The sequence below is a fragment of the Plantactinospora sp. WMMB334 genome (assembly GCF_049179095.1).
Lineage (GTDB): Bacteria > Actinomycetota > Actinomycetes > Mycobacteriales > Micromonosporaceae > Plantactinospora.
Genome location: NZ_JBMHME010000002.1, coordinates 6,208,276 through 6,233,346, shown reverse-complemented (window position 1 = coordinate 6,233,346; position 25,071 = coordinate 6,208,276). Strand labels below are relative to the sequence as shown.

Below are 25,071 nucleotides of genomic sequence, written 5' to 3'. Positions count from 1 at the left end.
CGCGTCCTCTACCGTCAGTCGATTCCCATCCATGATGGTCCCGTTAGGAGAGCCGTCCGTGTCCGAGGAACGACCCGGCCTGCTTGTGATCGAGCGGATTCTCCGTGACCGGCAGGGCGTCTGGCAGCAGATCGTCGAGGAACGCGACCTGAACGCGCTCACCGGGCAGATGCTGGCCAGTTCGGCGATCGCACTGGCCTGTTACGGCGCGGTGCTCGGCGCCTTCCACAGCGTGCTGATGGCGTTGACCTCGGCGGTGAAGCTGCCGCTGCTCTTCCTGGTCACGCTCGCCATCTGCCTGCCGACGCTGTATCTGTTCAATCTGGTCTTCGGGGCGCGGCTGTCGGTGCGGCAGGCCATCTCGATGGTGATGGTCGCGATCACGGTCACCGCGATGCTGGCGGTGGCGTTCGCGCCGATCAGCCTCTTCTTCCTGATCACCGCGCCGGACTACGCCTTCTTCAAGCTGCTCAACGTGGCGATCCTGACCATGTCGGCGCTGGTCGGGCTCCGCTTCCTGACCGGTGGCATGCAGGTGCTCAACGCGCACGGACTGCTCGCCCCGACCACCCCGGTGGCCATCGCACAGTCACCCGCTCCGGCCCAGGCCACTCCGGCGCCGCAGCCGGCGCTGGTGGGCGCTGCCGTCGGCGAGGCGCCCCCGTCGGTAACCGTCAACGGAGACGGCCCGGCCGCACCCGCCCAGCCGGCACCGGCCGCACCCGCCCAGCCGGCGGTTTCGGTGGCGGCCCCGGCTCAGGTTCAGGGGCCCGTGCCGGCCGCCCAGACCCCGGCTCTGGTCCACGGCCCGGCAGCGGTCCACCCGCCCGCGCCGCACGGCTACCGGGCGCCGGACCCCTATCCGGTCGGGCGGCCGATGGCGGGCGGGTCTCCGACGAATGCCCCCCGCCCGGCGAGCATGACCCTGCTCTACATCTGGATCCTGCTCTTCGGCTTCGTCGGCACCCAGCTGGCCTGGACACTGCGCCCGTTCTTCGGCGATCCGAACCAGCCGTTCTCGATCTTCCGCAGCATCGACGGCAACTTCTACGCCGAGATCCTGCGCAGCCTGGGCAGCCTCTTCTGAGGCCGGTCGAGCCCTTGCCGACGGAAGTTACCGGCAAGTAGCGTACGGTCATGTCTCCCGACGTACGCCAGATCGAAGCCGGCCTGCTCCAGGCCGTACCCTTCGCCCGGACCCTCGGCTTCGAGTTGGTGGAGGTGGTGCCGGAGGAGCCCGGCGGGATGCGCGCCGTCGTCCGGCTGCCCGACTCGCCGCCGACGCACAACCACGTCGGCGGTCCACATGCCGGCGCGCTCTTCACGCTCGGGGAGACCTCCTCCGGCGCGGTGGTGCTCGCCGCGTTCGGGCAGCTCTTCGAGCGTGCGGTGCCGCTGGCCACCAGGGCGGAGATCCGCTACCGGCGGCTGGCGATGGGGACGGTGTGGGCCACCGCCCGGCTGGGCCGCCCGGCCGCCGAGGTGACGGCCGAGCTCGAGGCAGGGGAACGGCCCGAGTTTCCGGTGCCGATCGAGATCACCACCGAGGACGGCACGGTGACCACCGAGCTGACGGTGCACTGGACCCTGAAGCCTCGCTAGCGCGGCGGCCGGTCCCACCGAGCAGACGGCGATGTCCGGCAGCGCACGCGCCCGCCGCCGGGACGCCGGTGGTCCGCCGCCGAAGCGCCGGGAATGGCCGTCCCGGCGCCCGGAGACGAGGGTGTCGGTTCGGCGGTGTGCGCGACCGCGGTCAACCCCCGCCCCGGCGCGGGCCGGTCCGGCGGACGACCTGGAGCAGGTACTCCTTGCGGTCCAGCGGGTTGTGGTCCCAGCGCGGCCGGCGCGGCGCGGCCCCCCGGACCCGCTCGTACCGGTCGAAGGTGCAGTCCAGCACTCCCTCGCCCCGGGCCAGCCCCGGCAGTTGCCGCTGCAACCGCGCGACCCGCGCCGCCGGGATCTCCCCCTCCAGCAGGTACGCCGAACCCCGTACGGTGCTGGCCAGCGGCACCGCGCCGAGCCGGGCGAGCGCCGGTGCGACGGTACCGAGTGCCTCCGCCGGTAGTTCGAGGTGGAAGCGGTGGATCGGCTCGTACACCCGGGTGCCGGCCCGCGCCAACGCGGTCATCAACACCAGCGGGGTCAGGTTGCGGAAGTCGCCGGCCGTGCTCGACATGCTCTTGTCGAAGACGCCGTGCGAGTGGCTCTGCCGGGCCCAGTAGCCGGAGTGGGTCATGCTCACCGTGCAGTCCATCACCTGCCAGCCGAAGATTCCCTGCTGGAGCGTGGCCCGTACGGTCTCCTCCACCGCCGAGAAGAACGCCGGTGGCATCGAACCGAGCTCGACCTCCAGCCGGAACGCCACGCCGGTGCCGGCCGGTGCCGGATCGATCCGGAGGCCGACGGTGCCGAGGAACGGGTTGGGTGGCACGCCGATCAGCTCCACCGCGCTGCCCGAGCCGACCGGACGCTCGACGCAGATCGTCGTCGTCTCCCGGAAGTCGACCTCGATGCCGTACTCGTCGGCCAGCGTCGCCTGGATGACCTCCTTCTGCACCTCGCCGTAGAGCGAGACCGAGATCTCCTGCCGGACGTCGTCCCGGCGCAGGTTGATCAGCGGGTCCTGCTCGGCGAGCTGGGTCAGCGCGGCGTGTAGCGCGCCCCGGTCACCGGCCCGGTGGGCGACGACCACCGTTTCCAGGGTCGGCGGCGGAAACCGGCGCCGCGCCGCGACCGGGTCCCCGTCGTCGTCGCGCCCGTCGTCGTGCTGCTGTTCCGGGTGCGGAGCGCCGATCGGGTCGCCGACCCGGACGCTGCTCAGCCCCCAGAGCTTGCCGATCCGTCCCGCGTCGACCGACTCGCTCCGGAGGGCGGTGCCCCGATCGAAGACGCTGATCGCGGTGACCCGCTCCGGCTCCGCGCCGGGCAGCGGCAGCCGGTCGCGGATGCGGACCGATCCGGAGAACATCCGGACGTAGGCGACCTTCTCGCCGGCCGGACCGCGTTCGACCTTGAAGACGGTGCCCGAGACCGGCCCACCGCTGTCGCCCTCGGCCGCCGGGAGCAGCTCACGAAGGCCGGCGACCAGCTCGTCGATCCCGGCACCGGTGATCGCCGAGCCGAGGTAGACCGGATACAGCAACGCCTGCCCGGTCCGCCGGGCCAGCTCGGCGTGGAGCCGGCGGTACGGCAGCGCGGTGCCGTCCACGTACGCGGCCAGCATCTCGTCGTCGTGCTCGGCGAGCCGCTCGGTGAGGGTGGCGACGAAGGACGCGTCGGTCCCGTCGTACGGCCGGAAGCCGGCGTCCCGGGTGCCGGGCTGCCGTGCGGTGCCCATCGGGACGATCGCCGGGGTGAGCCGGTCGGCGATGGTCCGCAGCACCCGCCCGCCGTCCGCGCCGGCCCGATCGATCTTGTTGACGAAGACCAGCGTCGGGATGCGCAGCCGGCGCAGCGTCCGCATCAACACCCGGGTCTGCGGTTGCACGCCCTCGACGGCGGAGATCACCAGGACGGCGCCGTCGAGCACGTCGAGCACCCGCTCCACCTCGGCGATGAAGTCCGGGTGGCCCGGGGTGTCGATGAGGTTCACCGTGACGTCGCCGAGGGTGAACGAGACGACGGCGGACCTGATCGTGATGCCGCGCTGCCGCTCCAGCGGCAGGAAGTCGGTCTGTGTGCTGCCGGCGTCGACGCTGCCGATCTCGTCGAGGACTCCGGCGGTGTGCAGCAGCCGCTCGGTCAGGCTGGTCTTACCGGCGTCGACATGCGCCAGGATTCCGAGGTTCAACGTACGCACGAACTGTCATGTCCTTCGGATAGCCGGAACGTCCTTCCCGTGGGGACATGGCAGCCGTGCGCATGATGTGAACTCCTCGAACGAAGCGGTGTGGTCCTGGCCAGGACAGCAGAGGCGTCCGCCCGACGGCAACCCATTTGCCGCCACCCCGCCCGGATCCGGATCCCACCGGCCACGCCCAGGGACACGCCCGGCGTCCCTGAGTCAGTACCGGCGAGACCGGCGAGGTCCCTCCCTACGCATCCGGCGTGGCCGAAGGCGAAACCGTGCCGGGACGTGGTAACCCGGTTAGGTTGTTAGGCGTGTTGGGCCTACCCGCGCACGTGACCGCGTGTCTATTCGACCTCGACGGTGTGTTGACCCAGACCGCCCGGGTGCACAATGCCGCCTGGGCGGAGACCTTCGACGAGTTTCTCCGGCGAAGAGCCGAGGCGACCGGCGAGCCGTTCCGGCCGTTCGACCCGGGTGACGACTACAACCGGTACGTCGACGGCCGTCCCAGGGCCGACGGCGTGCGGACCTTCCTCGCCTCCCGGCAGATCGTCCTGCCGGAAGGTGACCTGGACGATCCGCCGAGCGCCGACACCGTGCACGGGGTCGGCAACCGCAAGAACGTCCTGCTGCTGCACCGGATCCACACCGACGGTGTGCTGCCCTACCAGGGATCGGTGGACTACCTGCACGCCTCCCGCGCGGCCGGACTGCGCCGCGTCGTCGTCTCGGCCAGCGCCAACGCCGGTGACGTCGTCGCGGCGGCGGGCCTCGAACCCCTGGTCGAGGCCCGGATCGACGGCGTGGTGGCCCGGGAGCGCGGGCTGCGCGGCAAGCCCCACCCGGACACCTTCCTGGCCGGGGCGGAGCTGCTCGGGGTCCGTCCCGACCAGGCCGCGGTCTTCGAGGACGCGCTTGCCGGCGTGGCCGCCGGCCGGGCCGGCGACTTCGGCTACGTGATCGGCGTCGACCGGGTGGGGCAGGCGGACGAGCTGCGCGAACACGGCGCCGACATCGTGGTCAGCGACCTCTCCGAACTGCTCACCGGAGTCGACACCGGCCCGGAGGTGCTCCGGTGACCACACCGAGCCGCCCGACCGTGAGGACCTGCCCGACCGCGAGGAGGGGCCGATGATCCGGGAACGGGCGTACCCCGTCGAGCCGTGGCACGTCCGGGAGACCCGGCTCGACCTCGACGTACTCGCCCAGTCCGAATCGGTGTTCGCACTCTCCAACGGGCACATCGGGCTGCGCGGCAACCTGGACGAGGGCGAGCCGCACGGGCTGCCGGGGACGTACCTGAACTCCTTCTACGAGCTGCGGCCGCTGCCGTACGCCGAGGCCGGGTACGGCTTCCCCGAATCCGGCCAGACCATCGTCAACGTCACCAACGGCAAGCCGATCCGGCTGCTCGTCGACGACGAGCCCTTCGACGTGCGCTACGGCGAACTGCTCAGCCACGAGCGGGTGCTCGACCTGCGCGCCGGCACCCTGCAACGCTCGGTCGAGTGGCGCTCGCCGGCCGGGCGTACGGTGCGGATCTGCAGCACCCGGATGGTCTCCTTCACCCAGCGCTCGGTGGCGGCGATCGAATACCGGGTCGAGCCGGTGGACGGTCCGATGCGGCTGATCATCCAGTCGGAGCTGGTCGCCAACGAGCAGCTTCCGACGCAGAGCCGGGACCCCCGGGTGGCGGCGGTGCTGGAGTCGCCGTTGCAGGCCGAGGAGCACCTGCTGCACGGCGACGGTGCGCTGCTGATCCACCGCACCAAGGCGAGCGGGCTGCGGGTGGCCGTCTCGATGAGCCACGAGGTGCACGGGCCCGAGCGCAAACTGGTCGGCACCGAGGCGTACGAGGACTGGGCGCGGACCACGGTCACTTCCGTGATCAAGCCGGGTGAGCAGCTCCGGATCGTCAAGTACATCGCGTACGGCTGGTCGAGCCGCCGGTCCCGCCCGGCCCTGCGCGACCAGGTGGCGGCGGCGCTGGCCGGCGCCAGGTTCTCCGGCTGGGACGGGCTCTGCGCGGAGCAGCGCGGCTACCTCGACACCTTCTGGGACGACTCCGACGTGCAGGTCGAGGGCGACCCGGAAGTGCAGCAGGCGGTCCGGTTCGGCCTCTTCCACGTGCTCCAGGCCGGCGCCCGCGCCGAACTGCGGCCGATCGCGGCGAAGGGGTTGACCGGTCCGGGGTACGACGGGCACGCGTTCTGGGACACCGAGACGTTCGTGCTACCGGTGCTGACCTACACGCTGCCCTCGGCGGTCGCCTCGGCGCTGCGCTGGCGGCACTCCACCCTGCACCTGGCCCAGGAGCGGGCCAGGACGCTGGGACTGCGCGGCGCCGCCTTCCCGTGGCGGACCATCCGGGGCCAGGAGACCTCGGCGTACTGGCCGGCCGGCACCGCCGGATTCCACATCGCCGCCGACATCGCCGACGCGGTGCGCCGCTACGTGCAGGCGACCGAGGACGAGCAGTTCGAGCGCGAGATCGGGCTGGAACTGCTGGTGGAGACCGCCCGGCTGTGGCGCTCGCTCGGGCACCACGACCGGCACGGCCGGTTCCACCTGGACGGCGTGACCGGGCCGGACGAGTACACCGCGGTCAAGAACGACAACGTCTACACCAACCTGATGGCCCAGCGGAACCTGCTCGCCGCCGCCGACGCCGCCGCCCGGCACAGCGCGGAGGCGTGGAAGCTCGGCGTCGACGAGGAGGAGATGGCCGCCTGGCGGGACGCCGCGCACGACATGCACGTCCCGTACGACGCGGAGCTGGGCGTGCACCCGCAGGTGGAGGGCTTCACCCGCTATCAGGAGTGGGACTTCGCGAACACCCCGCCGGAGCAGTATCCGCTGCTGCTCAACTATCCCTACTTCGACCTCTACCGCAAGCAGGTGCTCAAGCAGGCCGACCTGGTGCTGGCCATGCACTGGCGGGGCGACGCCTTCACCGACGAGGAGAAGGCGGCGAACTTCGCCTACTACGAGCGGCGGACGGTCCGCGACTCGTCGCTGTCGGCCTGCACCCAGGCGGTGCTGGCGGCCGAGGTCGGGCACCTCGAGCTCGCGCACGACTATCTGGGCGAGGCGGCCCTGATGGACCTGCACGACCTCAACCAGAACACCCGGGACGGCGTGCACGTCGCGTCGCTGGCCGGCGCCTGGATCGCCCTGGTCGCCGGCTTCGGCGGGATGCGGGACCACACCCCGACGCTCTCCTTCACACCCCGGCTGCCGAGCCGGATCAACCGGCTGGAGTTCTCGCTCCGCTACCGGGGCGTGCACCTGCGGGTGGACGTCCGGGCGGGCGAGGCGACGTACTCGCTGCGTGACGGCGAGCCGGACGACACCCTGGAGCTGCTGCACCACGGCGAGAAGGTCCAGGTGACCTGCCTGGAGGCGGTCACCCGGCCGATCCCTCCGGTCCACGCCTCGCGGCCGCAGCCGGCCCAACCGGCGGGCCGGGCGCCGGTCCGGCGTGCCCCGGAAAGCGAGCCGAGCTGACCAGACGAGCGATGGACTGACTAGACCAGCGACAGGTGGACGTGGTTGGTGTGGTCGCTGGACGGGTCGCCGTGCGCCCCGCTGTACGACTTCCAGCCCGTCGTCGGAAGCCAGATCTGCCGGTACCAGATCACGTAGAGCACACCGAGCTTGTCGGCGTTGCGGACGAAGAACGCGGCGAGGTTGTTGCCGTACGTCCGGTTCCGGCCGGTGGCGTCACCCCGGAAGCCGCCCGCCTCGGCGGAGAAGTCGCAGGCGCGTCCCTTCGGGTGCTCGTACGGGCCGCCGGGGCGGTAGCACGAGGTGTAGCGGGTGAAGCCGGCGCGCCGCGCCTCCGAGTACGCGTGCAGGGTGCGTGCGGTGACGCAGCCCGAGGTGGTCGGGTCGGGCCTGGCACAGGACTGTGCCGGCCAGCCGCCGTCGGCGCCGCGTGGCGCGGGCCGGGCCACCGGTGAGGTGGCCGCGACGAAGCCTCCGGTGGAGGCGCCGCCGACCTGGGCCAGCGCCCGCTCGGCCGCCCGCTTCTGCCGCAGCATGATGGCGAGTTGCCGGCGCTCCTCGGCGACCTCGGCGTCCAGCGCCAGTTTCGCCCGCGCGGCCCGCTCCCGGGCCTGGCGCAGTGCGCGGAGCACCTCGTTGTCCCGCATGGCCACCGCCTCCAGCCCGCGGGCCCGCTCCAGCAACTCGTCCGCCGAGCCGCTGTGCAGCAGCACCATCACCGGGCCGATCCGGCCGGTCCGGTACGCCGCCCGGGCCACCTGCTCGACCCGGGGCCGCAACTCCGTGATCCGCGCCTCGACCCGGCGCAGCTCGGCGGCGATCCTCGTCTGCCGGGCCTGGGTGCTGGCCAGCGCGCTCTTGGCCTGCAGATAGCCGCGACCGGTCGATTCGAGTACGTCGCGTAAGAGCGGCGTGTCGCCCTCGTCGCCGAGCACGGCAGGGCTGTCCGCCTCTGCCGCGCCGGGCTGGAGCGATGCTCCGCCGAGCGCGCCGAACGCGGCGATCAGGGCCAGGGCCAGCGGTATCCGCTGGCGTGTGGATCCCGTCATGCATGTCCCTCCGTCGCCCGCCTACCGGGTTAGCTGACGGGTTCGGGGACGGAACAAGGCCCCTACCGCGGTTGCGGACTCACCCCAACTACCTGGGTCCCCGGCTCACCCGTTCGGGTGACTCGGCGGCGGTAACGCCGGCGCGGAGGGGTGCGCCACCGGGCGAAACCGGGGTCAGACTACCTGATCAACCGGGCCGGTTCGGTGGATTCGGGACGTTCCGGCGTGGAAATTCTGCCCTCGGGGAACCTGCGGCGCGAGGTCGGTCCGGCGGTCGTGCGGCGGCGATCCGGATACTGCCACGACGGCGCCCACCCCAGCCTCGCGGCCGGCGTGTGCAGCTCGCGGCGTTGATCAGGGAGCGTTTGGCCCGGGTGGGCGAGCCACACACTCCCTGATCATGGTCGTGGACCAGTTCTGGCTGGTGGCAGACGGTTTACTGGTCGCGCGGGTCCCTGGAGTAGCGGTCTCCGCTGGAGGGCATCCCGGCCGCGTCGCGCGGCGGCATCCGGCGGGGGTCGTCGAGCGACCTCGCCTTGGCCGCCTCGTCCGCCCACTCGCTCCGGTCGGGGTTCTGCTGCCCCGCGTCGTCGCCCCGGGCCGAGCCGGACTTCCCCTTGCCGGATTTCTCTCGGGCCATGAGGTCCCTCCGTCGTCTACCGGCCGGGGCGGTGCCCGTCCCGGTGCTCAATCAGGCGCTGCGGTGGCCTTCCCCGGCTGTGCACCGGCAAACCCGACCGCCGGGGCGGAGCCGGAGATGGGGTCCGGCAGGTGGTGGTTGAGGCGGCATCGGCGGGTAAGGCCGACAGACAGGCGGGGACCACCAGGGGAGGTAGTCGGATGGATGCCCGGACGACCGAGACCACGATCCCGGCTGGAAACGTACGACTCGTCGGTGATCTGGTCGTGCCGGCCGGTGCGCGCGGGATCGTCCTCTTCGCGCACGGCAGCGGCAGTTCCCGGCACAGCCCGCGCAACCGGATGGTGGCCGAGGCGCTGAACCGGAGCGCGCTGGCCACCCTCCTGGTCGACCTGCTGACCGGGGCCGAGGAGGAGATCGACGACCGGACCGGGGAGCTGCGCTTCGACATCGGCCTGCTCACCGGGCGCCTCGTCGGCATCGTCGACTGGCTGGCGGACGGCGAGTGGCTGGCGGACGGCGAGCCGGCCGGGCGGTTGCCGATCGGGCTCTTCGGGGCCAGCACCGGCGCCGCCGCCGCGCTCTCCGCCGCCGTGCAACGCCCCGACCAGGTGTACGCGGTCGTCTCCCGGGGCGGTCGCCCGGACCTGGCCGGCGCCGACCTGCGCCGGGTACGGGCCGAGACGCTGTTGCTGGTCGGCGGGCTCGACGACGAGGTGCTGCGGCTCAACAACCGGGCACTCGCCGACCTCGACGCCGGGGCCGAGCTGCGGGTGGTGCCGGGCGCCAGCCACCTCTTCGAGGAACCGGGCACCCTGCAACAGGTAGCCCGGGAGGCGGCGGACTGGTTCGTCAGCCACCTGCCCGGCTGACCCTCCCGGCCGGCGTTGCCGGCGTGCATGGGCTGTCCATACTCGACGGTATGGCGGCGCACCGTGATCTGAGCGCGACGGACCTCGGCTATCTCAGCGGTGGTAGCTGGGGTGCGGTGCGTACCGGACTGGTACTGCTGCACGGTCGGGGTGGCGTCGTCGTCGACCGGCCCGGCGGGTTGCACCGGGCCGGGCCGGTCCCGGTGCGTGCCGAGCCCCTGGAGCGGGCGCTGTTCGGCGCGCTCTACGGCTCGATGGCACCGCGCGAGGTGGCCAACCAGCGCAGGGTCCGGCAGACCCTGGCCGCGCAGCGCGAGAGCCTGATCGGGCTCGGGCTGCTCCGCCCGGCCTGGCGCCGGTTCCTGCTGCCGGCCGTGCTGGTGCTCGCCCTGCCGATGGTGATCGCCCGGCTGGTCGCGGCCGATCTGCTCGGTGTCCAGGTCGGCCTGGTGGTGGTGCTGGCGTTCGTCGGGATCGCCGGCTGGTTCCTGCCCCGCCGGACTCTGGCCGGTGATCGCCTGCTCCGGGCCGCCCGCCGCGAGCATCCGTTGCCGGTCGCACCCTCCGGCGCCAGGGGTACTCCGCCGGCGGGCGGCGGATCGGCGCGCGACCCTGGGCTGATGGTCGCGCTCTACGGCCAGGACGGGCTGCGCACGGTGCTGCCCGCGCAGTTCGCCCGGGACAGCGGGCTGCTCGGCGGCGGTTGCCGGCTGCTGTTCCTCGGCGACTCGCGGCTGGACGGTCCTCCGGTGGCCGGGGCCGGCGAGGTCGGCGGCGGCCTGCCGTGACGCGGCCTGCCGTGACGCGGCCTGCCGTGACGCGGCCTGCCGTGACGCGGCCTGCCGTGACGCGGTGACGCCGGTCGCCGTGACGCCGGTCGGCCGGTCAGCTGAGCCGGGGCGCGGGCTGGTCGGTGATGTCGGAGTGGGGCGGTGCCGGCAGCCCCGATGTCGGGTCGAGGGGCAGCACCGGGAAGCCGTCCGTGCGGTAGCAGAGCTCGTCGGAGGTGATGATGCCGACCTCGTGCGCCGGCAGCTCGGCCAGCCAGCGCAGCCCGGACTGCCCCATCGCCACCCCGGCCGTCGCGTACGCGTCGGTGCGGCCGAGATCGGTGCCGACCACGGTGACCGAGGTGAGTGCGGTGGCCGGCGCACCCCGGTACGGGTCGATCACGTGGAAGCCCCGCTCGTACGTGCCGGAGGTGGCGATCGCGAAGTCGTTCCCGCCGAGCGTCCAGCAGATCTTGTCGTCCTGCCAGGGGTGCCGGATGCCGATCCGCCACGGCTCACCGGGACGGGGTCCACCCCGGGCCCGGATGTCCCCACCCGCGTTGATCCAGTGCGACCGGCAGCCGGCGGCCAAAAGCCGGTCCGACGCCACCTGCACCGACCAGCCCTTGACGTAGCCGGACGGGTCGAACCGGCCGGTGGCGTACGCGTCGAAGTAGCCGTCGGTCTCCCGCCACAGGTCGGCACAGGCCTCGACCACCAGCCGCAGGTCGGCGGAGCAGTCCCCGATGGCGAGCTCGCCCCGGTGGAAGCGGTTGACCTCGCTGTTCTCCCTGTAGGTGCTGAACCGCTCGTCCACCTCACGGAACCAGTCGAACGTCTGCTCGGCCAGCGCCGCCAGGCGCCGGGGCGGCAGCGGATCGGTGAGCTGCACGCTGATCGGCGTACCCATGATCTGCTCGACCCGACGCAGCCCGGTGGTACCCATCGGCCTCGACCTCAGGCCTTCGCCTTGTCGAGCGCCGACTGCAGCGACGCCTTGTACGCCGCGCTGGTCAGGCTCGCCCCGGAGACGGTGTTCACCTTGCTGGCGCTGGTCGCCGCCAGCGTCTGCTGGCGCAGCTTCGGGATCGCGTCCTCGTTGATGCCGATGCTGGTCGGGTCCTCGTCGGGATAGGTGGCGTCGGCCTCCGTGATCTTGCCGCCGGAGACCGTGATGGTCACCTTGATGGCGCCGTAGTCGTAGTTGGCGGCCGCCCCGGCGAAGGTGCCGTCCTTCAGCCCACCCGCCGGCGGCTTGGCCGCGGGCTTCTTCGCCGGTGGCGCGCTGGTCTTCTTCCCGGCCGGGGCCTTGGCCTCCGGTGTCGGGCCGGCGGCGTCGCCGGTCTCCTCCTCCAGCGCCACCTGGGTGCCGGGGTCGGCGGTCGAGGTGCCGAGCTTGGCACCGATCAGCAGGCTGGTGCCGATGGCGGTGCCGAGGACGGCGAAGGCGGCGCGGCGCACGAGGGTTACCTCCGTTGCGGGGTGGTGGCGGGGTCCGGGCTCAGAATTCGAACGGGTCGAGGTGGAGTTGCCGGCGCGGGACGCGGAGCTTGCGCATCGTCCGCATCGAGACGTCGACCAGGCCGGGCGGCCCGCAGAGGTAGACGTCCCGGCGACGCACGTCCGGCACCAGTTCGCGCATGCCCTTCGCGGTGAAGAGGTGCCGGGGGGCCGGGTCGTCGCGCGAGCCGATGACGTACCAGACCTGGGCGTTGCGGGAGCGGGCCAGGAAGTCCAGCTCGTCGCGGAAGAGCAGCTCCTCCTCGCTCCGGGAGCGGTAGATCACCACGGTCTGTTCGGGCAGGTCCTCCAGCAGCGCCCGGATCGGTGCGATGCCGCTGCCACCGGCGATGAGCAGCGCGCGGGGCCGGATCGCCCGGTCGGCGGTGAAGACCCCGGACGGCCCCTCGGCGAAGATCCGGGTGCCGGGCTCCAGATACTGGAGTGACTCGGTGTGGTCGCCGACCACCTTGACGGTCAGCCGCAGCCACTGCTCGTTCGGCGCGGCCGAGAGCGAGAAGGGGTGCGCCTGCCACCAGCAGCCCTTGGTGAGGAACCGCCACCGGAAGTACTGCCCGGCCCGGGCGTCCAGCTCGTCGAGACGGTTGCCGGAGATGTAGATCGACACCATCTCGTACGCCTCCGGCACCACGTCCTCGACGCGCAGCCGGTGCCGCAGGTTGAAGGCGATCGGCGAGATGATCCGTCCCCAGAGGACACAGGCGACGACGAAGATGTAGAGACCGGCCCAGAAGTACTGCCCGAAACCGGGCTTCGACAGCTCCCGGCCGGTGGCGAACTGGTGACCGTAGCTGAAGAGCAGCACCAGATAGGTGCTCAGGTGCAGGTAGTACCAGAGCTCGTAGTTCATCATCCGGCGGATCGCCCGGATGGCGAGCAGCGCGATGCCGACCAGGATGCCGGTGGCCACCGTCGCGCTGATCATGTCTTCGTACGTGCTCAGCAGCGTCCAGGTGCCCTCGACGATCGGGGTGTTGGTGAGCTTGCTGTAGCCGACCGCGATCAGTCCGGCATGCGCCAGGATGGCGAGCAGCAGGAAGGCGCCGAGCTCCCGGTGCCAGATCAGCAGCGAGTGCGCGCCGATCCAGCGCTCCAGCCAGCCTACCCGGCTCATCAGCAGTACCTGGGCGAGCAGCAGGAAGCCGCCGACCATGCCGGTCAGCCGGCCACCGGCGATCAGGATGTCGGCGGTGGTCCGGATCGAACCGTCCGGGGTGTTCAGCCACCAGAGCTCGACGCTGGTGGCCAGCGCCGACCAGAAGACGATGTGGAAGAAGAGCCGGCCGCTGCGGTCGTAGGGCTCGACCTCGGCGGTCTCCCGGTGCCGGGCCGCCTCCGCCGCCCCGCTGATCGGGTTGGGCCGGTACGCGGGCGCCTCGTCGGCGTACGACCACGACTCGTGGTCGCGCCCCGACTGGCGGCCGCGCCTGGGCTCCCGGTCGCGCCCCGGCTCGCCGTCGCGCTCCGACTGGCGGTCACGTGCCGGAGCCGACCAGGTGTCGTCCGCCGGAGCCGACCAGGCGTCGTCCGTGCGTGCCGGCTCGGCCGGGCGGCGGTATCGGTCGTAGTCGTCGTCGTACGCTTCGCGGTCCCGTCCGCGGGGCGGCCGGTCGTAGGGGTCCTCGGACGGCACCCGGGGCAGCAGGCCGGTCACCCATTCGGTGAGCGGCTCGGCCGTTTCGACATCCCGACGACGAGTCACGAAGAATATGTACCGGTCCGCCGGGCCGGAAACCAAGCCCGAGCGGCCCGCTTAGTTCAGTCTTAAGAATCGCTTGGATGAGGGCTAAGAAAGCGACCGGCGCGGCGCCGCACCCGCCCGCGCGCCCGCGCCCGGCGGCCCGCCCCCTCGGGGCAGCGAGGGGACGGAGCGCCCGTGGAACCACCGTCAGCGGGCCGGGGCGACGCAGAGGATGAAGTCCTGGAGCGTGCCGACCGCGCCGTCCTGGTAGAGGTACTGGGTGTAGTCGGTGGCCGAGCAGGCGGACTCGCTGATCGTGCCATCCTTACGGAGCAGCACCTTGAGGGCGCCCCTGGTGCCGCAACCGACCTCGTCGACCTCGTCGGTCGCCTCGTCGATGGTGAGGCAGTCACCCTTCTTGAACCGGTCGAGGTCGCCCTTGATCGACTCTTCGTCCGGCGGCGTGGCGTCGTCCTCCGGGGTGGGCCCGCCCTTCGGGGTGGGCGCCCGAGTGCTCGGTGCCGTGCTCTGCTGACCGCCGGCCGCGCCCGGCTCGGCGCCGTCGTCGACGAAGAGGACCGCCGCGACGCCGCCGCCGCAGCAGAGCAGCACCACTCCGAGGACGATTCCGACAATCAACGGTGCCCTGCTCTTCTTCGGTGTGGCCGGCGGTGGATAGCTGCCGGGAGCGTTCGTCGCCGACCCGCCGTATCCCGTTGCCGCCGGATCGCCGTGCCCCGGCCCGCCGTAGTTCGTTTCCGCCGGCCTGCCGTATCCCGGTCCGCCGTATCCCGGTCCGCCGTATCCCGGTCCGGTTTGCTCCGGCCCGCCCGGGGCCGGAGGTGGATATGTGGACATCGTTGCCTTTCAAGGAAATGAGACTGCCGCGACCGGTCGGGGTGACCGGTCGGGCCGGCAGGGGGCGCATCGGCGTTCCAGTCGGTTGTCGAAGCGCGTCGCCTCGTCGGCCGCCACGTCGGCGACGGCCTCGGCGGAAAGCGGTTTCGGCCGGCATCCCGGCCGGAGACGACGGAGACGGCCGTCGTGCCGACCGGCGCTGAACGTGCAGAGTGGATGGTGCGGTGCTCGGCGTTCGGCCGGGTGCCAGAGGTAACCCCTCTGGCACCCGGAGCCCCCGAACGCCGACCCCCGCGACCGGCCCGCCCCCCGCAGACCTCTAGCAGCTTGGGGATGCCCACCACACGTTCGCCACACGATTTCCACACGCCGCGTCGCCCGATGCCCGGTGCGCGGCCGTACGCTGGCCGGAGAGCGTAGTACGGTTCCATGTCCGTGATTGGCCTGCGCTTCATGGGAGACGGCGAGTGAGGTTCGGGGTGCTCGGGCCGCTGCGGGTCCGCACGGACTCCGGCACCGAGGTGTTGCTGCGCAGCCGGCACCAGCGCACCGTGCTGGGCGCGTTGCTGGTGAGCGCGGGCAAGGTGGTCACGGTCGACCGGCTGGTGGAGACGCTCTGGGCCGACCGCCCACCGGCCTCGTACGCCTCCAACCTGCAGACCTACGTCTCCCGGCTGCGCGACCGGCTGCCCGGCCTGACCATCGAGCACCGCAGCGACGGCTACCTGCTGCGGGTGGACCCCGACGACCTCGACGTGCTGGTGTTCCGGCGGGAGATCGCCACCGGCCGCGCGGCGCTGGCCGCCGGCGACCCGGTGCTGGCGGCACAGCGGTTCCGGCGCGGGTTGCGGCAGTGGCGCGGCCGTCCCCTCGCCGATCTGACGCTGCCGGCGCTGGAGCCGGAACTCGCGCAGTGGGAACTCGAACGGGTCGGTGCCCAGGAGGACTGCGCGGACGCCGACCTCGCGGCGGACGGCGACCTCGGCACCGTACTCGGCGACCTGCACCGGCTGGTCACCGAGCACCCGTTGCGGGAGCGGCCGTACGGGCAGTTGATGGTCGCGCTGCACCGCGCGGGACGCCGGGCCGACGCGCTCGCCGCGTACCAGCGGGCCCGGGAGATCCTCGTCACGGAGCTGGGCGTCGAGCCCGGGCCCGAGCTGCGCCGGCTGCACCAGGCGATCCTGCGCGGCGAGGAGCCCTCGGCCGGCGGGGCGGGCAACCGAAGGGTGCTCCCGGCCCGGTCGCCGTTCCCGGTGTGCCAGTTGCCGCCGGCCCTCTCCGGCTTCGTCGGCCGGGCCGGCAGCATCGACCGGATCGAGCGGATGCTGGAGCCGGAGGCGGGCGCCGTGCCGGTGGTGGCGGTCTCCGGACAGCCGGGCGTCGGCAAGAGTGCGCTCGCGGTGACGGTGGCACACCGGATCCGGGACCGGTTCCCGGACGGGCAGCTCTTCGTACACCTGGCCGGCGCCTCGGCCGCGCCCCGGGATCCGGCCGCGGTCCTGGCCGACCTGCTCCGGGCGCTCGGCGTACCGGGCTCGGCGCTGCCGCAGAACCTCTCCGCACTGGCCGCGGCGTACCGGGCCCGGCTCGCCGACCGGCGGGTGCTGGTCGTCCTCGACGACGCCGCGACCGCTGCCCAGGTCCGGCCACTGCTTCCGGGTACGCCCGGCAGCGCCGTACTGGCCACGAGCCGGCGCCGGCTGACCGGGCTGATCGACGCCCGGCACCTGCCGGTACACCCGTTGACCGACGAGGACGCCCGAGCCCTGCTGGCCCATGTGGTGGGCCCGGAACGGGTGGCGGAGGAGCCGGGCCAGGCAGCCAGGATCGCCGCCGCCTGCGGCAACCTGCCGTTGGCGGTCCGGATCGCCGGTACCCGGCTCGCCACCCGCGCCTGGCCGCTGGCTATCCTCGCCGACCGGCTCGACGACGAGCGGCAGCGCCTCGACGAACTCGCCGCCGGTGACCAGCAGGTCCGGGCCACCCTGGCGCTCAGTGTGCAGGCGCTGCCGGCGGCGACCCGGGAGGCGTTCGGCCTGCTCGGCTCGCTCGGTCCGGTCAGCTTCGCGGCGTGGGCGGTCGCCCAGCTGCTGGAGAGCGCCGATGCCGACCGGGTGCTCGACGAACTGGTCGAGGCGAGCCTGCTGGAGGTGAGCCGCCCGGCCGACGGCGGTGAACCCCGCTACCGCCTGCACGACCTGCTCAGGGTCTACGCCGAGGAACTCGCCGCCGCCGCCGAGCGTGCTGCCGACCATCGTGACGTCGACAAGCGTGTCGTCGACGAGCGTGCGGCCGGTGACCGCATCTCCGGCCGGTCGGGCGCCGGGCGTGGGCGGGAGGCTGCCCGGCGGCGGCTGGTGGGGGCCGCGGCCGCGCTGGCCGGATCCGCCGCCCGCCGGCTGCCCCGGACCCTGACCTGGGCCCGACTGGAGCAGCCGGCTCCACCGGTACGCCCGTCCTGGGCCGCCGAGCGCGTCGCCGTGCGGGCGGTCGCCGATCCGCTGGGCTGGTTCAGCGCCGAACTCGACTTTCTCACCGGCCTGCTCGGGCTGGCCGGGGAGTGCGGCGCCGAGCGGAGCGCGATCGACCTCGCCGAACGGCTCGCCCCGTTCTGCTGGGTACACGGCCACTGGACGGAGCTGCAGGCGGTGCAGCGGCTCGCCCGGCAGGCGGCCGAGCGGATCGGGGACGAGCGTGCGGTCGCCCGGGCCGACTTCGTCAGCGGCGTACTGCGGTTGGCCCGGGGTGACCTGGCCGGTGCCGCCGAGCGGCTGCGCGACGGCCGCGACCGGTACGAGCGACTCGCCGACCGGCACGGCCTGGCCTGCCTGCTCAGCGACCAGGCGGTGCTCTACGACTACCAGAACCGGGCCGAGGAGGCCGCCAGCACGGCGGAACGGGCGGTCGCGCTGTTCCGGGCCGAGGACGACCCGCTCGGCGCCCTGCTGGCCGCGCCGGTGCTCTCCGCCGCCTACCGAGGGCTGGGCAGGCTCGACGAAGCGCTCGCCGTGGACGAGGCGGCCGTGGCCGAGGCCGACGAGTTGGCAGCCGCCGAGATCGTCACCGCCCGGTGCCTGAACGCGCTGGCGGTGACCCGGCTGCTCCGCGACGAGCCGGCGCTGGCGTACGCCGCCGCCGAGCGCGCCGTGACGTTGCTGCGTACGGTGAACGACCGGTACGTGCTGCTCGCGGCGCTGCGCCATCTCGCCTCGGCGGCGGTCTGCCTGGGCCGGCGCGCCGAGGCGGTGCACCGGCTCCAGCAGAGTCACGACCTGGCGGTGCAGTTGGGTGACCGCCCCTGGGCCACCGGGCTGGCCCGGGACATCGCGGTGAGCTGGATCGGCGAGGGGCGGGCCGCGGCAGCGGTCGAGGTGCTGCACCGCGCTGCCGTGGCCTTCGAGGAGATGAGCATGCCGTCGGCCCAGGCGGCGACGTTGCAGATGCTGGCCCGGGCGTACGACGAGACCGGCGACCGGGACGCGGCCCGGGACGCGCGGTTCTGGGCGGGGATGGTCGGCGATCCCCGGGACACCCGGACTCCGGCGCTGGCCGGCATCGTGCTGCGGCTGGCCGACTCGCCCGGACTGGTCAGCAGCGGTTCGTGACCGGGCCGGCCGTGACCGGATCGACCGTCGGCGGCACCGCGCGGACCAGGGCCGGCGAGGGCGGGGTGGAGCGGCGCGGAAACGTCGTACCGGATCGGTAGTTTTGGCAGGTGAACCGTACCGATCGGCTTTACGCCCTGGTGGAAGAGTTGCGTGCGGTCGCACCCCGACCGCGCAGCGCACGCTGGCTCGCCGACCGTTTCGAGGTCGACGCGCGCACGATCAGGCGGGACGTCGGCGCCCTGCAGGAGTCGGGCGTCCCCATCTATCCCGAGCTGGGCCGGACCGGCGGCTACGTGCTGGACCGGGCCTACACGCTACCTCCGGTCAACATCACTCCGCGGGAGGCGATCGCCGCCGCCGTCGCCCTGGAGACGATGGCCGACACCCCGTTTCTCGACGCGGCGCGGTCCGTGCTCAACAAGATTCTCGCGGTGATGCCGCCCTCCGACGTGGAGGCGGCGTGCGAGGTCGCCGGCCGGATCCGGTTGACGACACCCGCACCCGAACCGGTGGCGGCACCCGCCCGGCAGGTGCTCCGGGCCGCCGGTGACGCGCTGCTGACCCGGACGGTGCTCGCGATCGAGTACGTCGACCGGCACGGCGCCATCTCGCACCGGTCGATCGAGCCGGTGGAACTGCTCGGCGCGGGCCGACTGTGGTATCTGGTCGGCTGGTGCCGGCTCCGCCAGGAGGTGCGCGGGTTCCGGCTGGACCGGATGCGCCGGGCGGCGGCGACCGACGAGACCGCACCGGCCCGGTCGATCGAGCCCGCCTGGCGGGCCGGCCCCGACGTGCCGGCGACCCGGCTGCAACTCCCCGGACGAGCGGATTCCTCGAAAAAAGCGGACAGGATGCTGTCCTGACCGGAGTCCAGGATGGTGTGCGACGAGGCCGGCCCGGTGCCGAGACGAACGGGGGGACCGGGCCGGATCACCGCCCACGGGAGGACTCTCGCGATGACCATCAACACCAACCACAGCTCGGCCGTGGTCCCCGTCGACTTCCGGCCGATGCTCTGGCACAACTGGATGGCGCTGCGCAACGGCGACCGCTCGCTCGTCGAGGAGATCCTCGCGCCCACGGTCCTCGCCCACCTGCCGGTGCCCGGCGGCTCACCGGAGCAGGTCCGGGGCCGGCAGGCACTCGTCGCCTGGGTGTCGGACCGGCACGCCGGCTGCCCGGACGCGCGGCTCACCGTCGAGGTCGGCCCCATCATCGGGCCCGACCTCATCGCCGGTCGCTGGACACTCACCCGGGCCGGCGACGACCCGGCCGCCATCTGTCCACATCGGCTTCTCGTCGCCTGTTCCGGGGTCGACATCCTGCGCATCCAGGGCGAGCACATCGTCGAATACTGGAGCCACGACGACAGCGTCCAGGTGGAGCGTTGCCTCACCTACAACGTCGCGTGACGTCCGGAAGCGGGGGCGCGGACGTTCTTCCTGGTCCCGCCCCCGTCCCCGCTCCCTCCCGTCCCCGACCTCCCCGGCCGACGATCGCCGTCAGGTACGGGGACGGGACGTTTGACCGGTGGCGGGGCGGGTAGGCCGGCGCGGGCGGTGAAGGGGGAGGACCGTGCGGATCGGCATCGTCGGTACCGGGCACGTCGGCGGGACGCTGGCGCGGTTGTTCAGCAGGGCGGGACACGAGGTGGCGGTGGCCAACTCGCGCGGTCCCGACACCCTTCGTGGGTTCGCCGAGGAGGTGGGCGATCGGGTGCGGCCGGCCACCGCCGAGGAGGCGGCCCGGTTCGGTGAGGTCGTCGTGGTGTCCGTCCCCGTCGGCCGGTACGGTCAGCTGCCCGCCGCGCCGATGGCGGGCAAGACGGTGATCGACACCGGCAACTACTACCCGGAGCGGGACGGCAACGATCCGGATCTCGACCAGGATCGGACCACCTCCAGCGAGCTCCTCCAGCAACACCTGCCGGAGGCGAGCGTGGTGAAGGCGTTCAACACGATGCGGTGGGAGCACCTGGGCGAGTACGGCCGACAGTCCTCGGCGCAACGGCGCTACGGCATCCCGGTCTCCGGTGACGACGTCGACGCGAAACGCCGGGTCTTCGACCTGATCGAGCAGGTGGGTTTCGAGCCGGTGGACGCCGGCCGGCTGGCCGAGGGGCGCCGACACCAGCCGGGCACTCCGGTCTACCTCGCCGACCTCAGCGGTGCCGAGCTGCACAGCCGACTCGGCACGCCGTAGCAGGCGTTCAGAACTCCGGCGCGATGTCCTGCCCGTCGTCGTCGCGCCGGTCACGGCCATCCGAGCCCTCGGCGCCCCGCCGGCCCGGAGCAGTGCTGCCGGTCGCAGCGTCGCCCGTTGTAGTACTGCCCGCAACGGTGCCGCCCGTCGCGGTGCCACCCGTCGCGGTGCCACCCGTCGCGGTGCCGCCCGTCGCGGTGCCGCCGTGGGTGCCGGTGCCGCCGCGACCTCCGGCACCGGATCGGCTGCTGCCGGCACCGACCGGTGCGGCGGAGCGGACGCGGTCCGCCGCCACCGTGCTGACCACGTTGTAGAGGACCGCGGCGATCGGGACGGCGACGAAGGCGCCGACTATGCCACCGAGCAGTGTGCCGGCGGCGACCACCAGCAACACCGCCACGGGATGCAACCGGACCTGCCGCTTCATGATCAGCGGTTCGAGGAGGTTGCCCTCGGTCTGCTGGACGGCGATCACCGCGGCCAGTACCAGTAGCGCGGTCGTCGGCCCCTTGGCGGCCAGTGCGACGAGTACCGCGACGCCCCCGGCGACCGTGGCACCGATGATCGGCACGAAGCCGCCGAGAAATGTGATCACCGCCAGCGGCAGCGCCAACGGGACGCGGAGCACCACGAGCGCGATCCCGATCCCGATGGCGTCGATCGCGGCGATCATCATCGTGCCCCGGGTGTACGCCCCGAGCGTGTGCCAGCCGGCCTGACCGGCCGCCGCGACCCGGCCCCTGGAGCGCTCGGAGACCCAGCCCAGCGCCCATCGCCACATCGGGCGGCCGTCCTTCAACAGGAAGAACAGCAGCACCAGGACGAGCAGGAGGCCGCCGACCGCCTCCGCCACGGTGGCCGCGCCGCTGACCGGGTCGGGCGCCGACTTCTGTACCCCGTTGACGGCCTGCTGGGCCCACCGGTCGACTTGTTCGCGGCTGATCGGCAGCGTGTTGGTCACGAAGTCCCGGGCGTGCACCAGCCCCTGGTCGAGCTGCTGCGCCAGGTCGGAGAACTGGTCGGCGGTGAGCCGCCAGATCAGCACCACCACACCGCCGAGCAGGCCGAGCAGCAGCAGAATCGCGGTCAGCGCGGCCAGTGCCGGCGGAAATCGGAACCGGCGCAACAGGCTGGCCACCGGATCGAGGAGTGCGGACAGGAAGAGGGTGGCCGCGAGCGCGATGCTCAGCGGCCCGAGCCGGATGGCGATCTGCGCGAGGACGTACGCCCCGGCGGTGACGACGAGCAGGCAGAGGCTGGCCAGTACCGTCCAGCGCACCAGCCAGGGGAGGCGGTCCAGAAGCTGGCCGGGGCGCTCACCGCTCGACCGGTCGGCCGCGTTGCCCATGATCCGCCTCCTGTCGACCGTGGCGTCACGGGTACCCGCCCGATGCCCGGGCGACACCTGCCGCTGTGCGGCGATGTAGGCGATTGCCGGGCGGCGTCGGCCGCTACCGGTGCTGGAACGGGACGCTGACGGGAGGCGGAGCCCGGTCGCTGGCGCTGTAACGGGCGGGTCAGGGGGCGGCGCCCGGCCGTCGGTGCCGGAACGGGCACCGGCCAGGAGGCGGAGCCCGGCCGCCGGTCAGGAGGCGCAGTCTGGCCGTGGGTCAGGAGGCGGAGCCCGGCCGTCGCTCCGACCAGCGGGACGCCGGGCCGGTGGGCATCCGGCCCGGCGCCGGCGAGCTCCGGCCGGAGGGCGAAACGTTCCGGCCCGGGCTCGGCACGCCGGCGCCCGCCACCGGCGCGTTGCCGGTGGGCGGCGCCGAACTCCGGCTCGATGCCGGCGCGTTCCTCCGGTGCAGCGAGCGGCGGTAGTAGTCGTCCCGGTGCGCGAACTCGACCGGCAGCGCTCCGGGCAGGTCGATGCCGCGCCGGGGGTCGGCGAGGGCGTCGGCGAAGAGCGCCGGCCCGGCGCGGGTGATCAGCGCGTCCCACTCGGGCGGGGCAAGCTCCATCATGGCCGGGTTGGCGAGCCGGAATCCGGCCACCGCCCGACGGATCACGGTGGCCAGCCGCCGTACGCTCTGCGGCGAGTCGAGGGCGACGCCGGAGAGGGCCAACGCCGGCCGGCCCGTTGCGCGGACCGCGTCGCAGACGACGAGCAGGCGCTCGGTCGCGACGCCGGTGGCGGCGTCCGGGCCGAGGATGCGCAAACCGGCCGGCCACTGCCAGCGGATCTGCCCGGTCACCACCCGGCCGCCGACCGGACCGCTCCGGCGCCGGTGCCGGGGATCGGTTCGCAGCGCGGGTGCGGGCCCGATGTGGCAGTCCGCGCAGATGTACGTCAGCCGCCGGTCGGTGACGGTCACCTCGGCCTGCCGGGGCAGCGACCAGGCCAGCTCGTCCGGGCCGCCGCCCGGGGTGAGCAGGTATCCGGTGACCTCGACCCGGTCACGCCACAGCACCCGCTCGTCCGCGTCCAGGATCAGCCGGCGGTGCCAGTCCAGCTGCGGAAAATGGGTGTCGTCCTGGTCCGGGTCGTCGAAACGGTAGGGCCGGATGAAGAACGGGGACGCGTTCTCGGTCATGCGCAAGGCCTCCCGGGTACGGGACGTCGTACCCAATAGGCTGGCGGACTTCCGATCCGCTGTCACGACGGTTGTTGGGGGGTCGGACGCTTGGCCGACTTGCGGACGGCCGTTGGGTCACGGCCGTCGCCCCTACCGCCGCATCTGCCGCTCTGCCTTCCGCTGCGCCTGCCGTTCCTACCGTCCCGGGCCGGTGTCGCCGGGGCGGCCGATCTCGTCGGCCCGGACGAGGCCGTCCTCGATGGCCCGGGCCAGCAGCGCCGCCTTGGTCGGCGCGGCGCGGCCGGCCCGGGCGTACTTGATTCGGGCCCGGTCGATGTACTGCTTGACGGTGTGTTCGCTGATGCTCATCCGGCGGGCCACCGACGCCTTGGACATCGACTGGAACCAGAGCAGCAGCGCCTCGCGTTCCTTGTCCGACAGGACCGGCCGCCCCGTGCGCCGGTCACCGACGATCGCCCCGGCCAGCGCCGGTGGCACGTACGGCCGGTCGCTCGCCGCGGCCAGCACGGTGTCCACGCAGTGCTCCCGGCCCTCGTGCTTGGCCAGGAAGGCGACCGCGCCCGCGTCCAGGACCGCCAGGATGGTGTCGGAGTCGCTGTGTTCGGAGTAGACCACGACCCGCCGGCCCGAGCCGCTCAACTCGGCCACCTTGTCGATCACCATCCGGCCGTGCAGCCGCAGATCGAGCAGGATCACGTCGGCCCGTGGCTGGCCGGCGGCGAGTACCTCGTCGGGATCCTCACCGGTCGCCACGACCGCGAGGCGTGCTTCGGTGGCCAGCCAGGAGCGGATTCCCTCGATCACCACCGGATGGTCGTCGACGATCGCGACGGCGATCCGCGGCTCCTCGGGAATCACGCCGCCCGCCACCGGGTCTGCACCCATACCAGTTCCTCGTCCTTCTCGTAGACGTACTCGACCTCGCCGCCGGTGCTGCCGGAGGTGCCGTCGCCGGCCCAGTCGACCGGGGTGCCGGTGGTGGTGGCCGACTCGGTGGTGATCGCGGAGGTGCCCGGGGTGGTCAGGCTCACCACGACCTCGTCGGGCTGCCCGACCACGGTGAGCCGGGCCCACCGGGTCGCGGCGGCCAGGGTCGCGGTCAGCGGTTCGGCGAGCTGGCGGCGGATCTCGACCGGTAGTGGCGGCAGGGCGCCGACGGCCACGAAGTCCACCGGCAGGCCGTTGCGTTCCACGACATCGACGCAGGCGCGCAGCTCGTGCAGGAGCGGATCCGGCACGTCGTCGGACTCGGCGATCAACCGCCGCAGCCGGGACGCCTCCAGGGCGCAACGGCGCTGCACCGCCGGATCCGCCGGATCGGCCCGCCCCTGTGCGAGCTCGGTGAGGATCGCTCCGGCGGTCCGGTCCAGCGCGGCGAGCCGGTACCGGCGGGTCTGGTGCGTCCGGCCGGCGGCGGCCCGTTCGGTCTCGATCGCGGTCCGGGCCGCCACGGTCCGGGCGGTGCCGCCGGCGAGGGTGGTGAGCAGGTTGATCGCGATCATCATCGCGATCGGCAGGGTGGCGTTGCCGTAGACGGCCATCGCGTACCGGCTCAGCTCGGCGGCACCGGCGCCGCGTACCGCGACCACTCCGACCAGGGCGATGGCCGCGCCGACCGCCAGCACCGCGACCAGCGCCGGTATCCGGCGCCCCCAGAGCAGGAGGACGACGAACCAGCCGAGCGTGGCCCAGCCGAAGTTGGCCGAGTCGAAAAGAAGCGGTCCCGGGGTGCAGGCGAAGACCGCCAGGTCCACCAGGAGCAGCACCCCGACGAGTGGCCAGGTGGGTGACGGCCTGCCGCCCAGCAGATTGACGGCGGCGACCGCTCCCACCGCGCCGAAGACCAGCCAGCCCGCGGCGACGACCCAGGGGAGCCGGTACTGCGACCAGGCGCCGAGCACCGCCGGCAGGTTGATGGCGACATGCCAGCCGAAGGCGATGAGCACCGCCGCGATCCGGGGTCCCCGCTCGACGGTGGTGCTGACGGTGCCCGCCGCACCGCCGGCCAGGTCAGCGGACATCCGGCCACTCCAACC

Annotated in this window: 21 protein-coding genes and 1 riboswitch; of the genes, 10 read left to right on the top strand and 11 right to left on the bottom strand. The window is 73.0% G+C overall.

The features are described from left to right. The first annotated feature begins 58 nt into the window (after positions 1–58). Positions 59–1,087, top strand: a complete 1,029-nt coding sequence (locus ACN27G_RS26780; protein WP_421495508.1) for a hypothetical protein — start codon at positions 59–61, stop codon at positions 1,085–1,087. 50 nt (positions 1,088–1,137) lie between these two features. Further along, the gene (locus ACN27G_RS26775; protein ID WP_421495507.1) at positions 1,138–1,602 is read left to right on the top strand and encodes a DUF4442 domain-containing protein; all 465 of its coding nucleotides are present in this window, start codon (positions 1,138–1,140) and stop codon (positions 1,600–1,602) included. A 151-nt stretch (positions 1,603–1,753) separates the two neighbouring features. On the opposite strand, the gene ACN27G_RS26770 is transcribed toward ACN27G_RS26775, so the two are convergent. Beyond that, positions 1,754–3,799 carry a GTP-binding protein gene (locus ACN27G_RS26770; protein ID WP_421495506.1) on the bottom strand — a complete coding sequence of 682 codons (2,046 nt, stop codon included), beginning with the start codon at positions 3,797–3,799 and terminating at the stop codon, positions 1,754–1,756. A 302-nt stretch (positions 3,800–4,101) separates the two neighbouring features. Here ACN27G_RS26770 and ACN27G_RS26765 point away from each other — a divergent pair, with 302 nt between their 5' ends. Beyond that, positions 4,102–4,869: an HAD family hydrolase gene (locus tag ACN27G_RS26765; protein ID WP_421495505.1), complete on the top strand. Its 768-nt coding sequence runs from the start codon at positions 4,102–4,104 to the stop codon at positions 4,867–4,869. Between the two features lie 52 nt (positions 4,870–4,921). Next, positions 4,922–7,297, top strand: coding sequence for a glycoside hydrolase family 65 protein (locus ACN27G_RS26760; protein ID WP_421495504.1), 2,376 nt, complete (start codon positions 4,922–4,924; stop codon positions 7,295–7,297). A gap of 20 nt (positions 7,298–7,317) precedes the next feature. Here ACN27G_RS26760 and ACN27G_RS26755 read toward each other — a convergent pair whose 3' ends face one another. Together ACN27G_RS26755 and ACN27G_RS26750 are read right to left on the bottom strand one after the other, a co-directional pair. After that, entirely contained in the window at positions 7,318–8,346 is a 1,029-nt protein-coding gene (locus tag ACN27G_RS26755; protein WP_421495503.1) for a coiled-coil domain-containing protein, read from the bottom strand. A gap of 3 nt (positions 8,347–8,349) precedes the next feature. Next, a riboswitch (cyclic di-AMP (ydaO/yuaA leader) is annotated at positions 8,350–8,484 on the bottom strand. Between the two features lie 298 nt (positions 8,485–8,782). Next, on the bottom strand, positions 8,783–8,986 hold the full coding sequence (locus ACN27G_RS26750) for a hypothetical protein (protein WP_421495502.1): 204 nt from the start codon (positions 8,984–8,986) through the stop codon (positions 8,783–8,785). Between the two features lie 200 nt (positions 8,987–9,186). On the opposite strand from ACN27G_RS26750, the gene ACN27G_RS26745 reads away from it, so the two are divergent. Continuing rightward, positions 9,187–9,858 (top strand): dienelactone hydrolase family protein, encoded by a 672-nt coding sequence (locus tag ACN27G_RS26745; RefSeq protein WP_421495501.1) that lies wholly within the window; start codon positions 9,187–9,189, stop codon positions 9,856–9,858. 50 nt (positions 9,859–9,908) lie between these two features. Beyond that, positions 9,909–10,646: a TIGR04222 domain-containing membrane protein gene (locus ACN27G_RS26740; RefSeq protein WP_421495500.1), complete on the top strand. Its 738-nt coding sequence runs from the start codon at positions 9,909–9,911 to the stop codon at positions 10,644–10,646. A gap of 97 nt (positions 10,647–10,743) precedes the next feature. Here the strand turns inward: ACN27G_RS26740 and ACN27G_RS26735 are convergent, their stop codons facing one another. The 4 genes from ACN27G_RS26735 to ACN27G_RS26720 all read right to left on the bottom strand — a co-directional run bounded on the left by ACN27G_RS26735 (position 10,744) and on the right by ACN27G_RS26720 (position 14,469). Then, positions 10,744–11,574, bottom strand: a complete 831-nt coding sequence (locus tag ACN27G_RS26735; RefSeq protein ID WP_421495499.1) for an FAD:protein FMN transferase — start codon at positions 11,572–11,574, stop codon at positions 10,744–10,746. Between the two features lie 11 nt (positions 11,575–11,585). Then, the gene (locus ACN27G_RS26730; RefSeq protein WP_421495498.1) at positions 11,586–12,089 is read right to left on the bottom strand and encodes an FMN-binding protein; all 504 of its coding nucleotides are present in this window, start codon (positions 12,087–12,089) and stop codon (positions 11,586–11,588) included. 40 nt (positions 12,090–12,129) lie between these two features. Continuing rightward, on the bottom strand, positions 12,130–13,851 hold the full coding sequence (locus ACN27G_RS26725; RefSeq protein ID WP_421495497.1) for a ferric reductase-like transmembrane domain-containing protein: 1,722 nt from the start codon (positions 13,849–13,851) through the stop codon (positions 12,130–12,132). Between the two features lie 186 nt (positions 13,852–14,037). Further along, entirely contained in the window at positions 14,038–14,469 is a 432-nt protein-coding gene (locus tag ACN27G_RS26720; RefSeq protein ID WP_421495496.1) for an LppU/SCO3897 family protein, read from the bottom strand. Positions 14,470–15,155: 686 nt separating this feature from the next. On the opposite strand from ACN27G_RS26720, the gene ACN27G_RS26715 reads away from it, so the two are divergent. The 4 genes from ACN27G_RS26715 (at position 15,156) to ACN27G_RS26700 (ending at position 20,501) form a co-directional block, all read left to right on the top strand. Then, a complete protein-coding gene (locus ACN27G_RS26715) occupies positions 15,156–18,296 on the top strand; it encodes a BTAD domain-containing putative transcriptional regulator (RefSeq protein WP_421495495.1) in 3,141 nt (1,046 codons plus the stop codon). Between the two features lie 110 nt (positions 18,297–18,406). Beyond that, complete coding sequence (locus ACN27G_RS26710) at positions 18,407–19,162, top strand: helix-turn-helix transcriptional regulator (protein ID WP_421495494.1); 756 nt, start codon at positions 18,407–18,409, stop codon at positions 19,160–19,162. Positions 19,163–19,255: 93 nt separating this feature from the next. Beyond that, positions 19,256–19,711, top strand: a complete 456-nt coding sequence (locus tag ACN27G_RS26705; RefSeq protein ID WP_421495493.1) for an ester cyclase — start codon at positions 19,256–19,258, stop codon at positions 19,709–19,711. A gap of 163 nt (positions 19,712–19,874) precedes the next feature. Further along, a complete protein-coding gene (locus tag ACN27G_RS26700) occupies positions 19,875–20,501 on the top strand; it encodes an NADPH-dependent F420 reductase (RefSeq protein WP_421495492.1) in 627 nt (208 codons plus the stop codon). A gap of 7 nt (positions 20,502–20,508) precedes the next feature. Here ACN27G_RS26700 and ACN27G_RS26695 read toward each other — a convergent pair whose 3' ends face one another. The 4 genes from ACN27G_RS26695 to ACN27G_RS26680 form a co-directional block, all read right to left on the bottom strand. Beyond that, positions 20,509–21,849 (bottom strand): AI-2E family transporter, encoded by a 1,341-nt coding sequence (locus ACN27G_RS26695; protein WP_421495491.1) that lies wholly within the window; start codon positions 21,847–21,849, stop codon positions 20,509–20,511. 262 nt (positions 21,850–22,111) lie between these two features. Next, positions 22,112–23,032, bottom strand: coding sequence for a hypothetical protein (locus tag ACN27G_RS26690; RefSeq protein ID WP_421495490.1), 921 nt, complete (start codon positions 23,030–23,032; stop codon positions 22,112–22,114). 177 nt (positions 23,033–23,209) lie between these two features. Continuing rightward, positions 23,210–23,920 carry a response regulator gene (locus ACN27G_RS26685; protein WP_421495489.1) on the bottom strand — a complete coding sequence of 237 codons (711 nt, stop codon included), beginning with the start codon at positions 23,918–23,920 and terminating at the stop codon, positions 23,210–23,212. Beyond that, positions 23,890–25,056, bottom strand: coding sequence for a hypothetical protein (locus ACN27G_RS26680; protein WP_421495488.1), 1,167 nt, complete (start codon positions 25,054–25,056; stop codon positions 23,890–23,892). The genes ACN27G_RS26685 and ACN27G_RS26680 overlap by 31 nt, the downstream gene beginning before the upstream one ends. Positions 25,057–25,071 lie beyond the last annotated feature (15 nt).